The sequence below is a fragment of the Mycobacterium sp. pV006 genome (genome assembly GCF_041287115.1).
Classification (GTDB): domain Bacteria; phylum Actinomycetota; class Actinomycetes; order Mycobacteriales; family Mycobacteriaceae; genus Mycobacterium.
The window spans coordinates 1-13,378 of record NZ_JBGGKT010000025.1; the positions used below are offsets into that span (position 1 = coordinate 1).

Here is a 13,378-nt window from a genome sequence, read left to right on the forward strand (position 1 = left end):
ATTCAGATCATCCTCGGGAAGGTGCGCCCACTTTCACGCCCCCTCACCGAGGCTCATCCACAGGTTCTGATCATTGCTCCTTCGTCGCCGGTCCGCTGTCGTACGCCGCAGCCGTTCCCGGCGGCCTGTTCGCACCGTTACTGGCCGTGGGCGCGCTGTGGGGCTTGATCTTCGTCGGTGCTTTCGGCGCCGTGTGGCCCGATGACGTCTCAGATCTGGCCATCCCGATGGCCCTGACGGGAATGGCCGCGTTCTTCGCCGCCTCGGTGCGGGCACCGGTCACGGGCATGGTCATCGTGATCGAGATGACGGCGACCACCGCGGTCGCCGTTCCGATCCTGGCTGCGACCGCCGCCGCCGTCCTGGCAGCACATCTGCTGGGGTCACGACCGATCTACGACAGCTTGCGGGCACGCTTGGCTCCGGAAAGCCCGCCCGGACCACCTCGATGATCTCGGGCTCACGCGGCCACCCGAAGAAATCCGTTTCATGATCAGTGAGGGTGGGTACGGGGCGGCCATGAACAAGCATGTCACCGTCGCCATCGCTTCCATCGCCGCTCCCGCCGCCATCCTCGCCGGCTGCGCCAATCAATCGGCGGACGACGAGTCCGCCACGACGACCACCACCACAGGGTCCTCTGAGCAGGCCCTCACCACTCAGCTCACGACCGCCGACGGCACCGCAGTCGCCGACGCCACCATCGACTTCACCGAAGGCTTCGCCACCGTCACCATCGAAACCGTCGACGACAGCACACTGTCCCCGGGATTCCACGGTCTGCATCTGCACCAGTTCGGTCGATGCGAGGGAGCGGACTTCGCGTCAGCCGGCGAGCACTTCCAGGCGCGGGGCAACACCGGAATGCCCGCCAGTGGCGATCTGCCGCCGCTGCTGGTCCGATCTGACAACGGCGGCAAGCTCGTGGCCACCACCGACGCCTTCACCGAAGAGGACCTCACCGGCCCCAATGGCTCGTCGATCATCCTCCACGAAGGCGCTGAACTGCCCGGTGCCACCGAGGGTGCCGACGTGCGACTGGCCTGCGGAGTGTTCAGCCCGGCCACCGCCGCGGCGACCGAAACCACGACCACCACGTCCGTCGTCACCGAGACCGTGCCGCCGGCACCCGCACCCGCGCCGGTGCCCGGGGGAGAGACCACCACCACACCGGCGTCGCCGGCACCGGAGGGTTCGCCGACCCCGACCACGACCACGGTCACCGAAACCACCGCCCCGACGACCACCACGACGACCGCACCTGCGGCGCCAGCCCCACCGGAGGGCTGATCGCCGCTCAGACGGCCGCGGCGAGAAACGCCAACAGCGCGAACACCACCAGGATCAGGCCGGCCAGCACAACGAATGCGCCCATCGCGGCCTTTCGGTCGGCCTGATCGGCGTCCGAGCTGGCCGCGACCCTGACCGACGTTTTCATGGTGGAGAACAGGTCCGACCATGCGATACGGCCCAGACCCCGCCGCGTGGCGGTCGTGTCGCGCAACGGCCGGTCGGGAACCGAACCCGCTCCGTTGCCGTAAAGCACCAGCCCGATCGCGATCACCGCTACGGCCAACACCAGAACCGCCACGCCGAATCCCACCATCTCGCGTCCTCCTGAATCACCCGGATCGTCGGAGAAGTCATACCCGCGGGGGATTCGAAGCGAACGCGCCCAGCGCAGGGTTTCCCGGAGAGGTCAGCTGAAGTGCGTCTGGGGCCGAGACAGCCTGATCCCATCAACGGTGATGTCGACCTTCTCGTTGTAGAAGGCGACGAGTCCGGCGATGGCGCCCACGGCGGGCAACGGCGTCTCGTAGCTCCACGCCAGGTCGGAATGCACCGTGTCCCCGACGCGCACCGACCAGTACCGCGACGTCGTTCCCTTGTAGGGGCACACCGTCTGCGTGTCCGAGTCTTCGAGGTGGGTGAACGAGACATCCGTCCGGTCGATGTAATACCTTGTCGGCAGGCTGGTTTCGAAAAGCAGCACCGGTGCGTGCGTGTCGGCCAGCGTGATTCCCTCGAGTTCGACGACGACGTGACGGTGCGACCGTAGGGCATCGACACGGGCATAGGGATTGCGCGGATGCTTGAAGATCGGCTCGTCCTCCTCGAACCAGTCCAGCGCCTCCCAGTCGAAGCGCACCAGCCCTGCCACGGGCCCGTCCCCGGCGTCGAACACCCGCGCCGCCGAACCGATCGTGCGTCCGCCGGCCCGCACCGTGTACAACCGCGACGCCCCGAACTGGACGCGTTGGGGGTGATCCTCGTCGACCAGACAATCCTGCGCCACGTCGGTCAGCGGGACGTAGTAGTGCGGGTAGTAGGGGATCTCCCACACGTACCGTGCCGCCGTCGAGTCGAACACCAGTTCACCGCCGCAGAATCCGCGTACCCGCCGCGGTGAGGGTTCGACCCGGCCGCGCTCGGTGGCGCTCGGCGGGCAGTCGGTCACGCTCGACGCCTAGGCCGGGCAGTACGACTCGGTCGCCGCCTCGACGAATAGTCCGCTCTGCTCGGCGGTCCAACCGGCGGGCCCGATGATCTCGACTGCCACCTGGTTGGGCGCCTGACCCGCCGACACGTATTCGCAGATCGCGGTCGCGAGGTCGATCGCATCAGCTGTGCTGGCGTACGGAATCCCTCTGGTGTCGATGGCGTCGAGGAACACGTCGTCGGGGTCGTCGGCCACCGCCGGAATCGCCAGCGCAACGGCGACGGCGCCCGCCGCCACGGCCGCACCGAAGAGATGTCGCCCCCGCATGCCAGACCCCTTCCCAGACGTTGCCGGCAACTGTCCAGGGTACGTCGGGAGCCGCGGTTCCACCCGCGTTTTCGCTGGTCTGGGGTCAATTCTCGTCCGGGATCTGATGACGGGTCTGGCTACGCGCCGGTGCGTCGGGATCGTCGTCGGCGTGCTCGAGCTTGCGCTGCAGTTCCTGCTGCTCAGCAGTAGCTTTTGTGGCGTCTTCGGGCGTCGGGGGGATCCTGCTCTGCTCCACGCGGACCTCCATGATCGTTGGGTTGCGACGAGGACGGAGTTGTCCGATCGGCCCCGGCCGAAACCCGCGGATCGCACAACGGGGCCGGACGCACAGTGAGGAAGCGGCAACAAGGTCGCAGCGGTGGCGTCGCGTTCCGGAAATGTCGCCCGGGGAGTCTTCCGGGAGTAATCGACTCCCCGGAAGGTTCAGCCATGTCATATGTGAGTCCGTCGGACTTCGTCCACAAGATGGTCGACGCCGGCGAGGCCAAAGCCACGATGTCGACCCGCGACACCCTGATCCGCGCCTACATGGCCGGGGCCATCTTGGCGATGGCCGCCGCGTTCGCCGTCACCATCACAGTGCAGACGGGCAACGCCCTCCTCGGCGCGGTGTTGTTCCCGGTCGGGTTCTGCCTGCTCTACCTGCTTGGCTTCGACCTGCTGACCGGGGTGTTCACGCTCGTTCCGCTGGCACTGCTGGACAAGCGGCGCGGGGTGACGGTGCGGTCGATGCTGCGCAACTGGGGCTGGGTGTTCATCGGAAACTTCGCCGGCGCGATCACCGTCGCGCTGATGATGGCGATCGTGTTCACCTACGGGTTCAGCATCGACCCCAACGAGGTCGGAGTGCGCCTGGGCGAGATCGGACACAGCCGCACCGTCGGCTACGCCGAACACGGAGCCGCCGGGATGCTGACGCTGTTCATCCGCGGGGTGCTGTGCAATTGGATGGTGTCCACCGGGGTAGTGGCCGCGATGATGTCGACGAGCGTCTCCGGCAAGGTGATCGGGATGTGGATGCCCGTCATGCTGTTCTTCTACATGGGCTTCGAGCACTCGATCGTCAACATGTTCCTCTTCCCGTCCGGGCTCATGCTCGGCGGCGACTTCTCCATCGCCGACTACTTGGTGTGGAACGAGATCCCCACGGTCATCGGTAATCTCGTGGGCGGACTGACGTTCGTCGGTCTGACCCTCTACGCCACCCACGCCCGCACCAGCCCGTCGCGGATGTTGTTGGCCGACGCGCCGCAGCCGGCGCCGCGGCGCGAGGAGGTCAGCGCATGACCCCGATCATGGCCAAGGCCGATGCCGCGGATTTGATCGTCGCTGCGCGCATTCGGAAGAAGCTGACGTGGGCCGAGATCGCCAAAGAGGTCGACGCTCCGTTGGTGTGGTGCGTGGCCGCGCTCCTGGGTCAGCATCCGATGACCGTCGAACAAGCCGAAAAGATCTGCACCCTAATGGATCTCGACGCAACTGTGGCCGAGAGTCTGCAACTGCAACCCGCACGGGGGATCGATCCGACGCTGCTGTCGGACCCCACCATCTACCGATTCCACGAAGCGCTGTCGGTCTATGGGCCGGCGCTCAAGGAGCTCATCCACGAGGAGTTCGGCGACGGGATCATGAGCGCGATCAACTTCAACGTCGATATCACCCGCCGCTCCCATCCCGACGGTGACCGGGTGGTGGTCACCCTGGACGGCAAGTTCCTCGACTACCGGTGGTGACGCACAACGTCGGTCACACGAGTGCGAAACGATCGGTCCGCCGCACGGGCCGGATGGTGATCGCGGTGACGAGGTCCCCGCTGGTCTGGACCTCGATGACCGCCTGCGGGTGACCGCCGGGGGCCACGACGTCGACGATGCGCCCGGCGACCCGCAATGCCGTGCTGGCCGCGATGCGCGCGACGAACAACCGGGTCTCTTCGGCGACCGCGGATGCGCCGCGGACCGTCGGCGCGGTGCCCGCGGGCAGCAGCGCCGGATCGGCATGCCGGACACAGTCGGGGGCCATCAAAGCGATCATGCGTGCCATGTCGCCGCCGCGCGCGGCACGAAGGAACTCCTCGACGATCTCGCGGTGGGCGCGCTCCTCCGGCGGCGCCGTTCGGTGCGGGTCAGCCGCGCCGATGCGGGTGCGTGCCCGGCTAGCGTGCTTCTTCGCCGCCGCCGGTGTGCCGCCGAGGATGCCGGCGATGTCATCGAAGGGAATCCGGAACAGGTCGTGTAGGACGTAGGCCAGTCGCTGGGCGGGCGTCAATGCGCCGAGTACCACCAGCAACGCCCGGGATACATCCTGCCGGTGCAGCACCTCCTCGTCGGCGGCCGTCGCTGCCTCGTCCGGGTGTCCGAGCGTGTCGACGAGGTGCTGGCGGCGCCGACGCTCGCGCAGCTGGTCGAGGCACACCCTGCTGACGACGACGGTCAGCCACGCCGCCGGGTTTTCGACGTCGTCGTCGTGGGCCTTGTGTGCGCGCAGCCACGTCGTCTGTACGGCGTCCTCGGCATCCTGCGCCGACCCCAGAATCCGGTACGCGAGCGACAACAGTCTCGGTCGCGCCTGCTCGAAATCGTGTGTCGAGATCACCGTGTCACCTTCTCCGGTCCCTGAAACGTCGTACCAGTGCAAGGAGTCGACGAGACGAGACGAAAGGACGTGCGACGTGACGAGCATACCGAGACGACCCGGTCGGGGGTGGCGACTGTGCCCGACGTTCTGACGTGGACGCTGGCGGCGCTGACGGTCACCTGCGCCGTGGCCAATATCGCTGTCGCGGTGGCGGATTGGGGGAAGGCATCGTTCGTGATGGCGAACTCGGCGGAGGTGGGCGTGCGAGTCGAGGCCATCCCGTACCTGGCGGCCCTGAAAATGGCTGGTGGGCTGGGCCTTCTGGCCGGCTTCGCGCTCACTCCGTGGCTCGGGTTGGCTGCGGCGGTGGGGCTGGTGTTGTTCTTCGTCGGTGCTGTGACGGTGCACGTGCGCACCGGAGTGCTGCACAACATCGGGTTTCCGGCGGCCTACCTACTGCTCGCGGTGGCCGCCACCGCATACTTCGGCGTGGTGGTCGGGGGCTAGGTGTCAGATCCGGATGACCGACCTGATCCGGATCTGCTCGGTCTCGCACCGGCGGCAGGTCAGCGACCGGATCTTCAGTCGTACGTTCGCGATTCGCAGGGCTCGCTGACACATCGGATAGGGGCACCCGCAGGAGAGTCGAACCCACCATTGTGCGGGGTGGGCCAGGGGGCCGCAGAAATTGCGGCAGCTGCACAGGATTTCGGGCTCGAAGTCGAGTTCTGCCAGCGACGGCTCGAGCAGTGTGGTCACGGCCTCTGAATCTAAAGTGAAGGTCGAGACTTTTGCGGGAGGCGCGCGCGAGAAATCTGTGCGGCCCCCTCAGCGTCGGCCCGAGACGTGCGCGGCGGCGTCCCGGGGCAGTCGCAGAGTCTCCACCACCGTCACGGCCAGCAACAGCCCCAGGGCTGCGAAGGTCCAGGAGTAGGAGGTCAGCGTGGTCAACAGCAGAGCGGCGAACGCGATACCCAGCCCGGACGCGAGTTCCTGGACCGTGGCATTGAGTGTGTTGGCGTGGGTCAGCTCGTCATCGTCGACATCGGCGAAGGCCAGACTGTTGTAGGCGGTGTAACCGATCGAGCGCAGTGCGCCGCTGACGTAGAGCACCGCCGCGATGACGACGATCGGCAGATCGGGCCGCAGAGCGGCGAGCACGCCGAACCACGCCACCGACACCAGACCGTTGACCAGCAGCACCTGCCGGATGCCGAAGCGGCGCATCAGCGGCGTGGTCAGCGGCTTGATCGTGAGATTTCCGACGAACAGTGCGGTCACCATCAGACCGGCCGCCCACGCCGACCACCCGAACTCGAGTTGGAACAGTAGCGGCAGCAGGAACGGCACCGCCGTGATCACCATTCGGTAGAGAGAACCTCCGGCGACGGTGATTCGCAGGGTGCGGACGCGCAGGACGGCCAGGCGAAGAAGCGGGTTGGCGGCGCGACGCAGGTGCCAGATCGCGGCGGTCAGGCAGCCCACCGCCAGCGCCATACCGCCGCCGACCAGCGCCCACGGGGTGCCGTCGACCCGGACGTGGTCCAGCGCGACCAGCGCCGCCGCGATCCCGATTCCCACCAGCGTCAAGCCGCGCCAGTCGAAAGGAGCGACCGGCGTGGCGGCCTGCCCTCGAATCAACTTGAACGCGAACAACAGTCCGACGACACCGATCGGGATGTTGATGATGAAGATCCACCGCCACGACCCCGCCGTGGCGATGGCGCCGCCGAGCGCCGGAGCCAGCACCGGAGCCGTCAACGCGGGCCACGTCAGCAGCGCGATCGCACGCACCAGATCGCTCTTGGCGGTGCTGCGCAGCACCGCCAGCCTCCCGACGGGCACCATCATCGCGCCGCCGACGCCTTGCAGTACGCGCATGGCCACCAGCATCGGCAGCGAGGTGCTCGCCGCGCATCCCACCGACGCCAGCGTGAACACCGCGATCGCCGTGATGAACACCGGTCGCACGCCGAACCGGTTCGCCAACCAGCCACTGGCCGGGATCAGCACCGCGACGGTCAACAGGTAGGCCGAGATGGCGATGTTGACGTCCACCGGTGCGACGCCGAACGACGCGGCGATGGCCGGAATCGCAGGGGCGATGATGGTCGCGTCGAGGATCTCCATGAACATCGCACCGGCGACTAGCAACGCCAACCCCCGCGGGTAGGTGAGAGCTGTCGTTGCGCCGGACACGGACGTTGAACCTAGACCGTTTCGTGCCGGCTTCCGCGGCGGACCGCAGCCCGGAACCCGGTCGGTTCGCTTCGATTGACCGCCCCGAACAGCGGAGGACGTATCGGTCGCTCAGTTGTCACCACAGTGATTTTTAGTGCCCCGGGAGCAACGCACTCCCGGTCGTCCGGTGGGTCAGGCCCCGACGACGGACCGGTACATGGGGCAGTACGCGGCCACGGCGCCACGGACCATGGCAGTGGCCCCGTTCGTGTCGAGTCCCTCGCCTTGGAGGGACTGCACCAGGTCGCTGCGGATGCGGGCGGGGTCGACGCTGTTGGCCGCCCCCTCGGCGACGATGCCGCAGATGCCGTTACCGGCTTCGACCGCCTGTTCCTCGGACCCGAAGTTCACCCCGAGTTGCTCGAGCAGCGCCAGGAACGCGGCATCGGTCTCGGTGGCTACCGCGTTGGATGCGCCGCCGACGGCGAGGGCCGATGCGGTGGCCGCGACGAAGAGCGACGAGACGAGGTGACGCACGCGCATACCGGCCTCCCGGGTCCAGGGTCTGCCGTGGATGCTATTCGGTGCAGCTGTGCGTGCTCGTGAACCGGATCGTTGTCGGCGCGGCGCGAAACACGAGGTTGAGGATCACGATCAGGTAAGCTCGGACACAACGTCGAACATCTGCGTGATTCTCGGGTGTCGGCCGACGGGTTCAGACCGAAGCCTTCCGAACATCAGTTTCGTGGTTATTTGTCGCGGAACCGCACGAGATGAGGCTTCACACTTTGCAGCAATTCACCGCACACGAGGTTGACGGCGTGCAGGTCGTCGCAGCGGTCGGTGCTGTCGACATGCTGACAGCACCGCATCTACAGGAAGTCATCGACGCGGCTGTCGAGGCGAAGCCCGCCGGACTGGTCGTGGACCTGACCGACGTGGACTTTCTCGGTTCGGCCGGCATGCAGGTCCTGATGGTGACCTTCAACCGGGTGGGGGCGGACACCAAGTTCGCCGTCGTCGCCGACGGCCCGGCCACCAGCCGTCCGCTGAAGATCACCGGTATCTCCGACTACATCGAGATCTTCGCTACCCGCGATCTGGCGCTCAAGACCTTCGCCGAGTAAACCTGTACCGCCGCGGCGCAGATAACGGAATGTTTGCGTTTTCGGCTGTTCGGGAACAGAAGGCTCGCGTTACCGCCATGCTGGTTCCCGGACACGGCTTACGGGTCGCCGGGCAGGAGTACTGCGAAAAGGAGCACTTCGATGGGTGACAACAACTCGGGTCCGGAAGAAGCAGTCAAGGGCGTCGTCGAGGGCGTGAAGGGCAGGGCCAAAGAGGTCGTCGGCGTCGTCACCGGCCGCGATGACCTGCAGCGCGAGGGCAAGGCGCAGCAGGACAAGGCCGATGCGCAGCGCGAGGCCGCCCAGAAGGAAGCCGAGGCCGAGAGTGCGCGGGCGGCGGCGAAGGCCAATGAAGAACGTCAACGGGCCGAGCAGTCATAGGCCGATGGGCAGCTCGCTGACGCGATGACTGTCACGTCCATACGCAGCAGGTCAGCCGACTGCCGAAGCTTCTCGATAGCGTCGACAGAGTTGGTGGTGGCCGCTCGCGCCAAGGGACGTGGATCCAGCCGGGAAACCACGGTCTCGGTGGCGGGCGAGGTCGACGCCGGCAACGCCAAGCGTTTCGCCCACAGCGTCCGGGAGGCCGCCGGACAGTGCGCGACACTCGTGCTCGATCTGAGCAAGGTCCACTTCATGGCCTTCGACGGAGCCTCCGCGTTGTATGCGCTCAGCGCGCATCTGGGTCGCGAAGGTGTGAGTTGGTGTGTGGTCGGCAGTCCGTCGGTGCGCCGCGTCCTCCAACTGTGCGACCCGGAAGGATTGATCCCGCTCGCGGCCGTGTCACCGATCCGAGACGCCGAACCGGCCTGACCGAATTGTGACCGGGTCGAGCGTCCACAGCGAATTGTGACCTGAGCGTGGTCGGGGGCGTTCCTGCTGTGGTGTGTATTCGCGAAACAGGCGCGTAACGGTCGCTGTGATCTAGCGCTCACTTTGTCTGGCAAACCTAAGAATTTGTTATCGAAAGGTTTGATCAGCACGGTTGGCGACTCATTGCCGCGTACCCGATCGTCGCAGTTCAAGGCCCCTGGCGCGGTTGCTGAGAACCGGAGCGGGTAATCGGACCAAGAATTTCTTAAGCGATGCCTGAGAAGTGTTGTGCCGCTTGTCGATAACGGGAAACCAGCTGTTCGTGACCTTGAAATTCCGTGGTTAGAGTGGCTTCAAGGTCGCTCCCCTCAGGGGGCCAGGACAGCAGATCTAGGCCGGATGCACTTCATGCCGGCGGAGGTACTACAGCAGATGGCAAACTTTGCGCTGCCCAATGGGCAGAACCGGCGGCACCCCGCCGCTTCCCGATCCACGACAGCCCGCACGGACGCGGGCTGCGACTCGGGCGGAACCTTCGAGCAGCGGCTCCCGGTCGGCTACGGCCCGATCGGTGAGATCGCCACCGGAGGCCGCGTCATGGCCGTCGCGAACAACGCGACCGGCACCGTCTCGATCTTCGACGCCGACACCCTCGCCGGTATCGGCGCGTTGCGCGTCGGCGGCGAACCCACCGCCGTCACCGTCACCGATGACCGCGCCTACGTCAGCATCGCCTCGCAGACACACGACGTCGTCTCGGCGATCGACCCGCACACCTGCGACGTCGTAGCCACCTACCGGCTGCCCTCCGGTGTCACCGCGCTGGCGGCCAGCCCGGACGGCAAGCGGGTGTACGCCGGTCGCACCGACCCCGAGCAGATGGTCGGCTCCACGCTCGACCGCGTCGAACTCTCGGTCATCGACACCACCGCCGAGCAGGTCGGCACCATCGACATCGGCTCCGGCCCGGCAGCCAACATCGACGCAATCCAGGTCGATCCCCGCACGAACCAGATCTACGTCGCCGTCACCGACGACCGCAGCAGTCAACTCGTCATCGTCGACGCCGACACGACGCGGGTGCGCCGTGTGATCCCGGTCGGTCCGCCGATCCGGGACATCGCCTACGGAGGTGACGCGGTCTACGTCCTGACATCCGACCGCGCCGTCGGCGGCGCGCTCTACGTCATCGACCTCAGCACCCACCGCGTCAGCGATTTCGTCGCCCTCGGCGGCGCACCCACCCAGCTGTCGCTCAGCCCGGACGAGGCCCGCGCCTACGTCGTCGACTACGACCGCGTCATCGTGGTGTGCGCACTGAGCCTCGAGATCATCGACAGCCTGCGCACCGACGCGCGCCCCTCCTGCGTCGCCCAGAAACGCGACGGCTCACAGCTGTTCGTCGCCGACTACTCGGGTTCGGTGAACATCTTCGCCGTCGAGTCGACGCTCGAAGAGCTCTATACGCAGATCGTCGCCACCGACGCGATCGCCTTCGGCCTCCAGCCGCTCACGGCCTGAGTGTTCGCCAGAGCTGTCTAGCGCTCGGCACGCTGGTAGGCGGTCACCACCGCCGCACCGCCGAGGCCGATGTTGTGCTGCAACGCCGCGGTCACGCCGTCGACCTGACGCTTGTCGGCGGTGCCGCGCAGCTGCCACGTCAGCTCGCTGCACTGGGCCAGACCCGTCGCGCCCAGCGGATGTCCCTTGGAGATCAGCCCGCCCGAGGGATTGACCACCCAGCGGCCGCCGTAGGTGGTGTCGTTGTCGTCGATCAGCGTGGGCGCCTCGCCCGGGCCGCACAGCCCCAGGGCCTCGTAGAGCAACAGCTCGTTGGCCGAGAAGCAGTCGTGCAGCTCGATGACCTGGAAGTCCTCCGGTCCCAGACCTGACTGCTGGTAAACCTGTTGCGCGGCTTTGACGTTCATGTCGTAGCCGATGATGTTGGCGGCGCTGCCGTCGAACGTCGAGGCGAAATCGGTGGTCATCGCCTGACCGACGATCTCCACGGCCTGCCCGGCGAGCCCGCGCTTGGCGACGAAATCCTCACTGGCCAGCACCACCGCCGCCGATCCGTCCGACGTCGGTGAGCACTGCAGCTTGGTCAACGGGTCGGAGATCATCTTGGCCGCCAGGATGTCGTCGAGGGTGTACTCGTCCTGGAACTGCGCGTACGGGTTGTTCACCGAATGCTTGTGGTTCTTGTAGCCGATCTTCGCGAAATGCTCGGCGGTGGTGCCGTACTTCTTCATGTGCTCGCGCCCCGCGGCGCCGAACATCCACGGCGCCACCGGGAACTGCATCGCGTCGATCTCATTGAGCGCCACGATGTGTCGCTTCATCGGGGACTCGCGGTCGTCGACGCTGCTGGCCAGCGAACCGGGCTGCATCTTCTCGAACCCGAGCGCCAGCACGCAGTCGGCCAAGCCGCCGCGGATGGTCTGCGCACCCAGATACAGCGCCGTCGACCCCGTCGAACAGTTGTTGTTGACGTTGACGATCGGAATGCCCGTCATCCCCAACTCGTAGAGCGCGCGTTGCCCCGACGTCGAGTCGCCGGAGCAGTAACCGACGAAACCCTGCTCGATGTCGGTGTACTCGACGCCGGCATCGGCCAACGCCTTGGTGCCCGACTCACGGGCCATGTCCGGGTAGTCCCAGCCTTCTCTGCGGCCGGGCTTCTCGAACTTGGTCATGCCCACGCCGACGACAAATACACGGCCCATGTTGCTCGTCCCTTCGCTGCTGTACGTCTGCATGGAACCTAGCGTGCCCATTCGGTCCCGCGGTGGCCGACTGCTGAGATAGACCTGAACGCGACAGTGAGGAGACGCAATGGCGCTGCGGGTGGTGCAGTGGGCGACCGGTGGTGTGGGTGTCGCGGCGATTCGCGGGGTGCTCGACCATCCCGCGCTCGAACTCGTCGGATGCTGGGTGCATTCCGAGCGCAAGGCAGGTCTCGATGCCGGGGACATCGCAGGTGTCGGGGCGCTGGGTGTGACGGCCACCAACAGCATCGAGGAGATTTTGGCGCTGGAGGCCGACGCGGTCATCTACACCCCGTTGTTGCCGAACCGCGACGAGGTCACCGCGCTGCTGCGTTCCGGCAAGAACGTCGTGAGCCCCGTCGGATGGTTCTATCCCTCGGAGAAGGAGGCGGCGCCGCTGCGGGCCGCCGCGCTGGACGGGAACGTCACGCTGCACGGCACCGGCATCGCGCCCGGCGGCATCAGCGAGAAGTTCCCGCTTCTGCTGTCGGCCATGTCGACCGGTGTCACCTTCGTCCGGGCCGAGGAGTTCTCCGATCTGCGCACCTACGAGGCGCCCGACGTGCTGCGCCACGTCATGGGTTTCGGGGACACACCCGAGAAAGCGCTGTCGGGCCCGATGCAGAAGCTGCTCGACGGCGGGTTCATCCAGTCGGTGCGCATGATCGTCGACGAAATGGGTTTCGCCGCACAACCTTTGGTGCGTTCGTCGCAAGAGATCGCGGTGGCCTCGGCGCCCATCGCATCGCCGCTGGGCACGATCGAGCCCGGGCAGGTCGCCGCGCGCCGGTTCCACTGGGAGGCCCTGGTCGGTGACGATGTCGTGGTCCGGGTGACGGTCAACTGGCTGATGGGTGAACAAAACCTGGACCCGCCATGGGATTTCGGCCCTGAAGGGCAACGCTATGAGATGGAGGTGCAGGGTAACCCGGACTTCACCGTCGTGGTCAAGGGTTTCCAATCCGAGTTCGGTGACGACGGACCCGAGTCGGGGATCGTGGCCACCGCGGCGCACTGCGTGAACTCCGTGCCGGCCGTGTGCGCCGCGCCGCCGGGGATCAGCACCTACCTCGATCTGCCCTTCCTCAGCGGCAAGGCCGCACCGGGCATGGGCGGGGTCCACCCCTCCTCGGCCTGACATG

18 protein-coding genes and 1 pseudogene are annotated in these 13,378 nt (G+C 66.7%); 10 read left to right on the forward strand and 9 right to left on the reverse strand.

What is annotated here, in order from left to right:
- Positions 1-80: 80 nt before the first annotated feature.
- Together ACAG25_RS23535 and ACAG25_RS23540 are read left to right on the forward strand one after the other, a co-directional pair.
- Positions 81-452: pseudogene (locus tag ACAG25_RS23535) on the forward strand (chloride channel protein); the annotation flags it as partial.
- 67 nt (positions 453-519) lie between these two features.
- The gene (locus ACAG25_RS23540; protein ID WP_370490898.1) at positions 520-1,290 is read left to right on the forward strand and encodes a superoxide dismutase family protein; all 771 of its coding nucleotides are present in this window, start codon (positions 520-522) and stop codon (positions 1,288-1,290) included.
- Positions 1,291-1,297: 7 nt separating this feature from the next.
- Here the strand turns inward: ACAG25_RS23540 and ACAG25_RS23545 are convergent, their stop codons facing one another.
- From ACAG25_RS23545 to ACAG25_RS23560, 4 genes are all read right to left on the reverse strand, one after another.
- Positions 1,298-1,606 (reverse strand): hypothetical protein, encoded by a 309-nt coding sequence (locus ACAG25_RS23545; RefSeq protein ID WP_370490899.1) that lies wholly within the window; start codon positions 1,604-1,606, stop codon positions 1,298-1,300.
- A gap of 93 nt (positions 1,607-1,699) precedes the next feature.
- The gene (locus ACAG25_RS23550) at positions 1,700-2,458 is read right to left on the reverse strand and encodes a DUF427 domain-containing protein (RefSeq protein ID WP_370490900.1); all 759 of its coding nucleotides are present in this window, start codon (positions 2,456-2,458) and stop codon (positions 1,700-1,702) included.
- Between the two features lie 9 nt (positions 2,459-2,467).
- Complete coding sequence (locus ACAG25_RS23555) at positions 2,468-2,767, reverse strand: DUF732 domain-containing protein (RefSeq protein WP_370490901.1); 300 nt, start codon at positions 2,765-2,767, stop codon at positions 2,468-2,470.
- An 85-nt stretch (positions 2,768-2,852) separates the two neighbouring features.
- The gene (locus ACAG25_RS23560) at positions 2,853-3,005 is read right to left on the reverse strand and encodes a hypothetical protein (protein ID WP_370490902.1); all 153 of its coding nucleotides are present in this window, start codon (positions 3,003-3,005) and stop codon (positions 2,853-2,855) included.
- 194 nt (positions 3,006-3,199) lie between these two features.
- Here ACAG25_RS23560 and ACAG25_RS23565 point away from each other — a divergent pair, with 194 nt between their 5' ends.
- Positions 3,200-4,057, forward strand: a complete 858-nt coding sequence (locus ACAG25_RS23565) for a formate/nitrite transporter family protein (protein ID WP_370490903.1) — start codon at positions 3,200-3,202, stop codon at positions 4,055-4,057.
- Positions 4,054-4,503 (forward strand): cyanase, encoded by a 450-nt coding sequence (cynS, locus tag ACAG25_RS23570; RefSeq protein WP_370490904.1) that lies wholly within the window; start codon positions 4,054-4,056, stop codon positions 4,501-4,503. The genes ACAG25_RS23565 and cynS overlap by 4 nt, the downstream gene beginning before the upstream one ends.
- A gap of 13 nt (positions 4,504-4,516) precedes the next feature.
- On the opposite strand, the gene ACAG25_RS23575 is transcribed toward cynS, so the two are convergent.
- Positions 4,517-5,365 (reverse strand): sigma-70 family RNA polymerase sigma factor, encoded by an 849-nt coding sequence (locus ACAG25_RS23575; protein WP_370490905.1) that lies wholly within the window; start codon positions 5,363-5,365, stop codon positions 4,517-4,519.
- Positions 5,366-5,494: 129 nt separating this feature from the next.
- Here ACAG25_RS23575 and ACAG25_RS23580 point away from each other — a divergent pair, with 129 nt between their 5' ends.
- Positions 5,495-5,854, forward strand: coding sequence for a DoxX family protein (locus ACAG25_RS23580; RefSeq protein WP_370490944.1), 360 nt, complete (start codon positions 5,495-5,497; stop codon positions 5,852-5,854).
- 3 nt (positions 5,855-5,857) lie between these two features.
- On the opposite strand, the gene ACAG25_RS23585 is transcribed toward ACAG25_RS23580, so the two are convergent.
- From ACAG25_RS23585 to ACAG25_RS23595, 3 genes are all read right to left on the reverse strand, one after another.
- Positions 5,858-6,106, reverse strand: a complete 249-nt coding sequence (locus tag ACAG25_RS23585) for a hypothetical protein (protein WP_370490906.1) — start codon at positions 6,104-6,106, stop codon at positions 5,858-5,860.
- A 69-nt stretch (positions 6,107-6,175) separates the two neighbouring features.
- Positions 6,176-7,507 carry an MFS transporter gene (locus ACAG25_RS23590; RefSeq protein ID WP_370490945.1) on the reverse strand — a complete coding sequence of 444 codons (1,332 nt, stop codon included), beginning with the start codon at positions 7,505-7,507 and terminating at the stop codon, positions 6,176-6,178.
- A gap of 213 nt (positions 7,508-7,720) precedes the next feature.
- Positions 7,721-8,071: a DUF732 domain-containing protein gene (locus ACAG25_RS23595; protein ID WP_370490907.1), complete on the reverse strand. Its 351-nt coding sequence runs from the start codon at positions 8,069-8,071 to the stop codon at positions 7,721-7,723.
- Positions 8,072-8,316: 245 nt separating this feature from the next.
- On the opposite strand from ACAG25_RS23595, the gene ACAG25_RS23600 reads away from it, so the two are divergent.
- The 4 genes from ACAG25_RS23600 to ACAG25_RS23615 all read left to right on the forward strand — a co-directional run bounded on the left by ACAG25_RS23600 (position 8,317) and on the right by ACAG25_RS23615 (position 10,989).
- Positions 8,317-8,655, forward strand: a complete 339-nt coding sequence (locus ACAG25_RS23600) for an STAS domain-containing protein (RefSeq protein WP_370490946.1) — start codon at positions 8,317-8,319, stop codon at positions 8,653-8,655.
- A 141-nt stretch (positions 8,656-8,796) separates the two neighbouring features.
- Complete coding sequence (locus ACAG25_RS23605; protein ID WP_370490908.1) at positions 8,797-9,036, forward strand: CsbD family protein; 240 nt, start codon at positions 8,797-8,799, stop codon at positions 9,034-9,036.
- A 96-nt stretch (positions 9,037-9,132) separates the two neighbouring features.
- Positions 9,133-9,468: an STAS domain-containing protein gene (locus ACAG25_RS23610; RefSeq protein WP_370490909.1), complete on the forward strand. Its 336-nt coding sequence runs from the start codon at positions 9,133-9,135 to the stop codon at positions 9,466-9,468.
- Between the two features lie 432 nt (positions 9,469-9,900).
- Positions 9,901-10,989, forward strand: a complete 1,089-nt coding sequence (locus ACAG25_RS23615) for a YncE family protein (RefSeq protein ID WP_370490910.1) — start codon at positions 9,901-9,903, stop codon at positions 10,987-10,989.
- A 17-nt stretch (positions 10,990-11,006) separates the two neighbouring features.
- Here ACAG25_RS23615 and ACAG25_RS23620 read toward each other — a convergent pair whose 3' ends face one another.
- The gene (locus ACAG25_RS23620) at positions 11,007-12,227 is read right to left on the reverse strand and encodes a lipid-transfer protein (protein WP_370490911.1); all 1,221 of its coding nucleotides are present in this window, start codon (positions 12,225-12,227) and stop codon (positions 11,007-11,009) included.
- Between the two features lie 76 nt (positions 12,228-12,303).
- On the opposite strand from ACAG25_RS23620, the gene ACAG25_RS23625 reads away from it, so the two are divergent.
- Positions 12,304-13,374, forward strand: a complete 1,071-nt coding sequence (locus tag ACAG25_RS23625; protein ID WP_370490912.1) for a dihydrodipicolinate reductase — start codon at positions 12,304-12,306, stop codon at positions 13,372-13,374.
- Positions 13,375-13,378 lie beyond the last annotated feature (4 nt).

Bases quoted from the DNA above. Each gene is read 5' to 3' on its own strand.
- ACAG25_RS23605 (WP_370490908.1), top strand. From the start codon at position 8,797: ATGGGTGACAACAACTCGGGTCCGGAAGAAGCAGTCAAGGGCGTCGTC.
- ACAG25_RS23615 (WP_370490910.1), top strand. From the start codon at position 9,901: ATGGCAAACTTTGCGCTGCCCAATGGGCAGAACCGGCGGCACCCCGCC.
- ACAG25_RS23565 (WP_370490903.1), top strand. From the start codon at position 3,200: ATGTCATATGTGAGTCCGTCGGACTTCGTCCACAAGATGGTCGACGCC.
- ACAG25_RS23620 (WP_370490911.1), bottom strand. From the start codon at position 12,227: ATGCAGACGTACAGCAGCGAAGGGACGAGCAACATGGGCCGTGTATTT.
- ACAG25_RS23625 (WP_370490912.1), top strand. From the start codon at position 12,304: ATGGCGCTGCGGGTGGTGCAGTGGGCGACCGGTGGTGTGGGTGTCGCG.
- ACAG25_RS23545 (WP_370490899.1), bottom strand. From the start codon at position 1,606: ATGGTGGGATTCGGCGTGGCGGTTCTGGTGTTGGCCGTAGCGGTGATC.
- ACAG25_RS23595 (WP_370490907.1), bottom strand. From the start codon at position 8,071: ATGCGCGTGCGTCACCTCGTCTCGTCGCTCTTCGTCGCGGCCACCGCA.
- ACAG25_RS23555 (WP_370490901.1), bottom strand. From the start codon at position 2,767: ATGCGGGGGCGACATCTCTTCGGTGCGGCCGTGGCGGCGGGCGCCGTC.
- cynS (WP_370490904.1), top strand. From the start codon at position 4,054: ATGACCCCGATCATGGCCAAGGCCGATGCCGCGGATTTGATCGTCGCT.
- ACAG25_RS23540 (WP_370490898.1), top strand. From the start codon at position 520: ATGAACAAGCATGTCACCGTCGCCATCGCTTCCATCGCCGCTCCCGCC.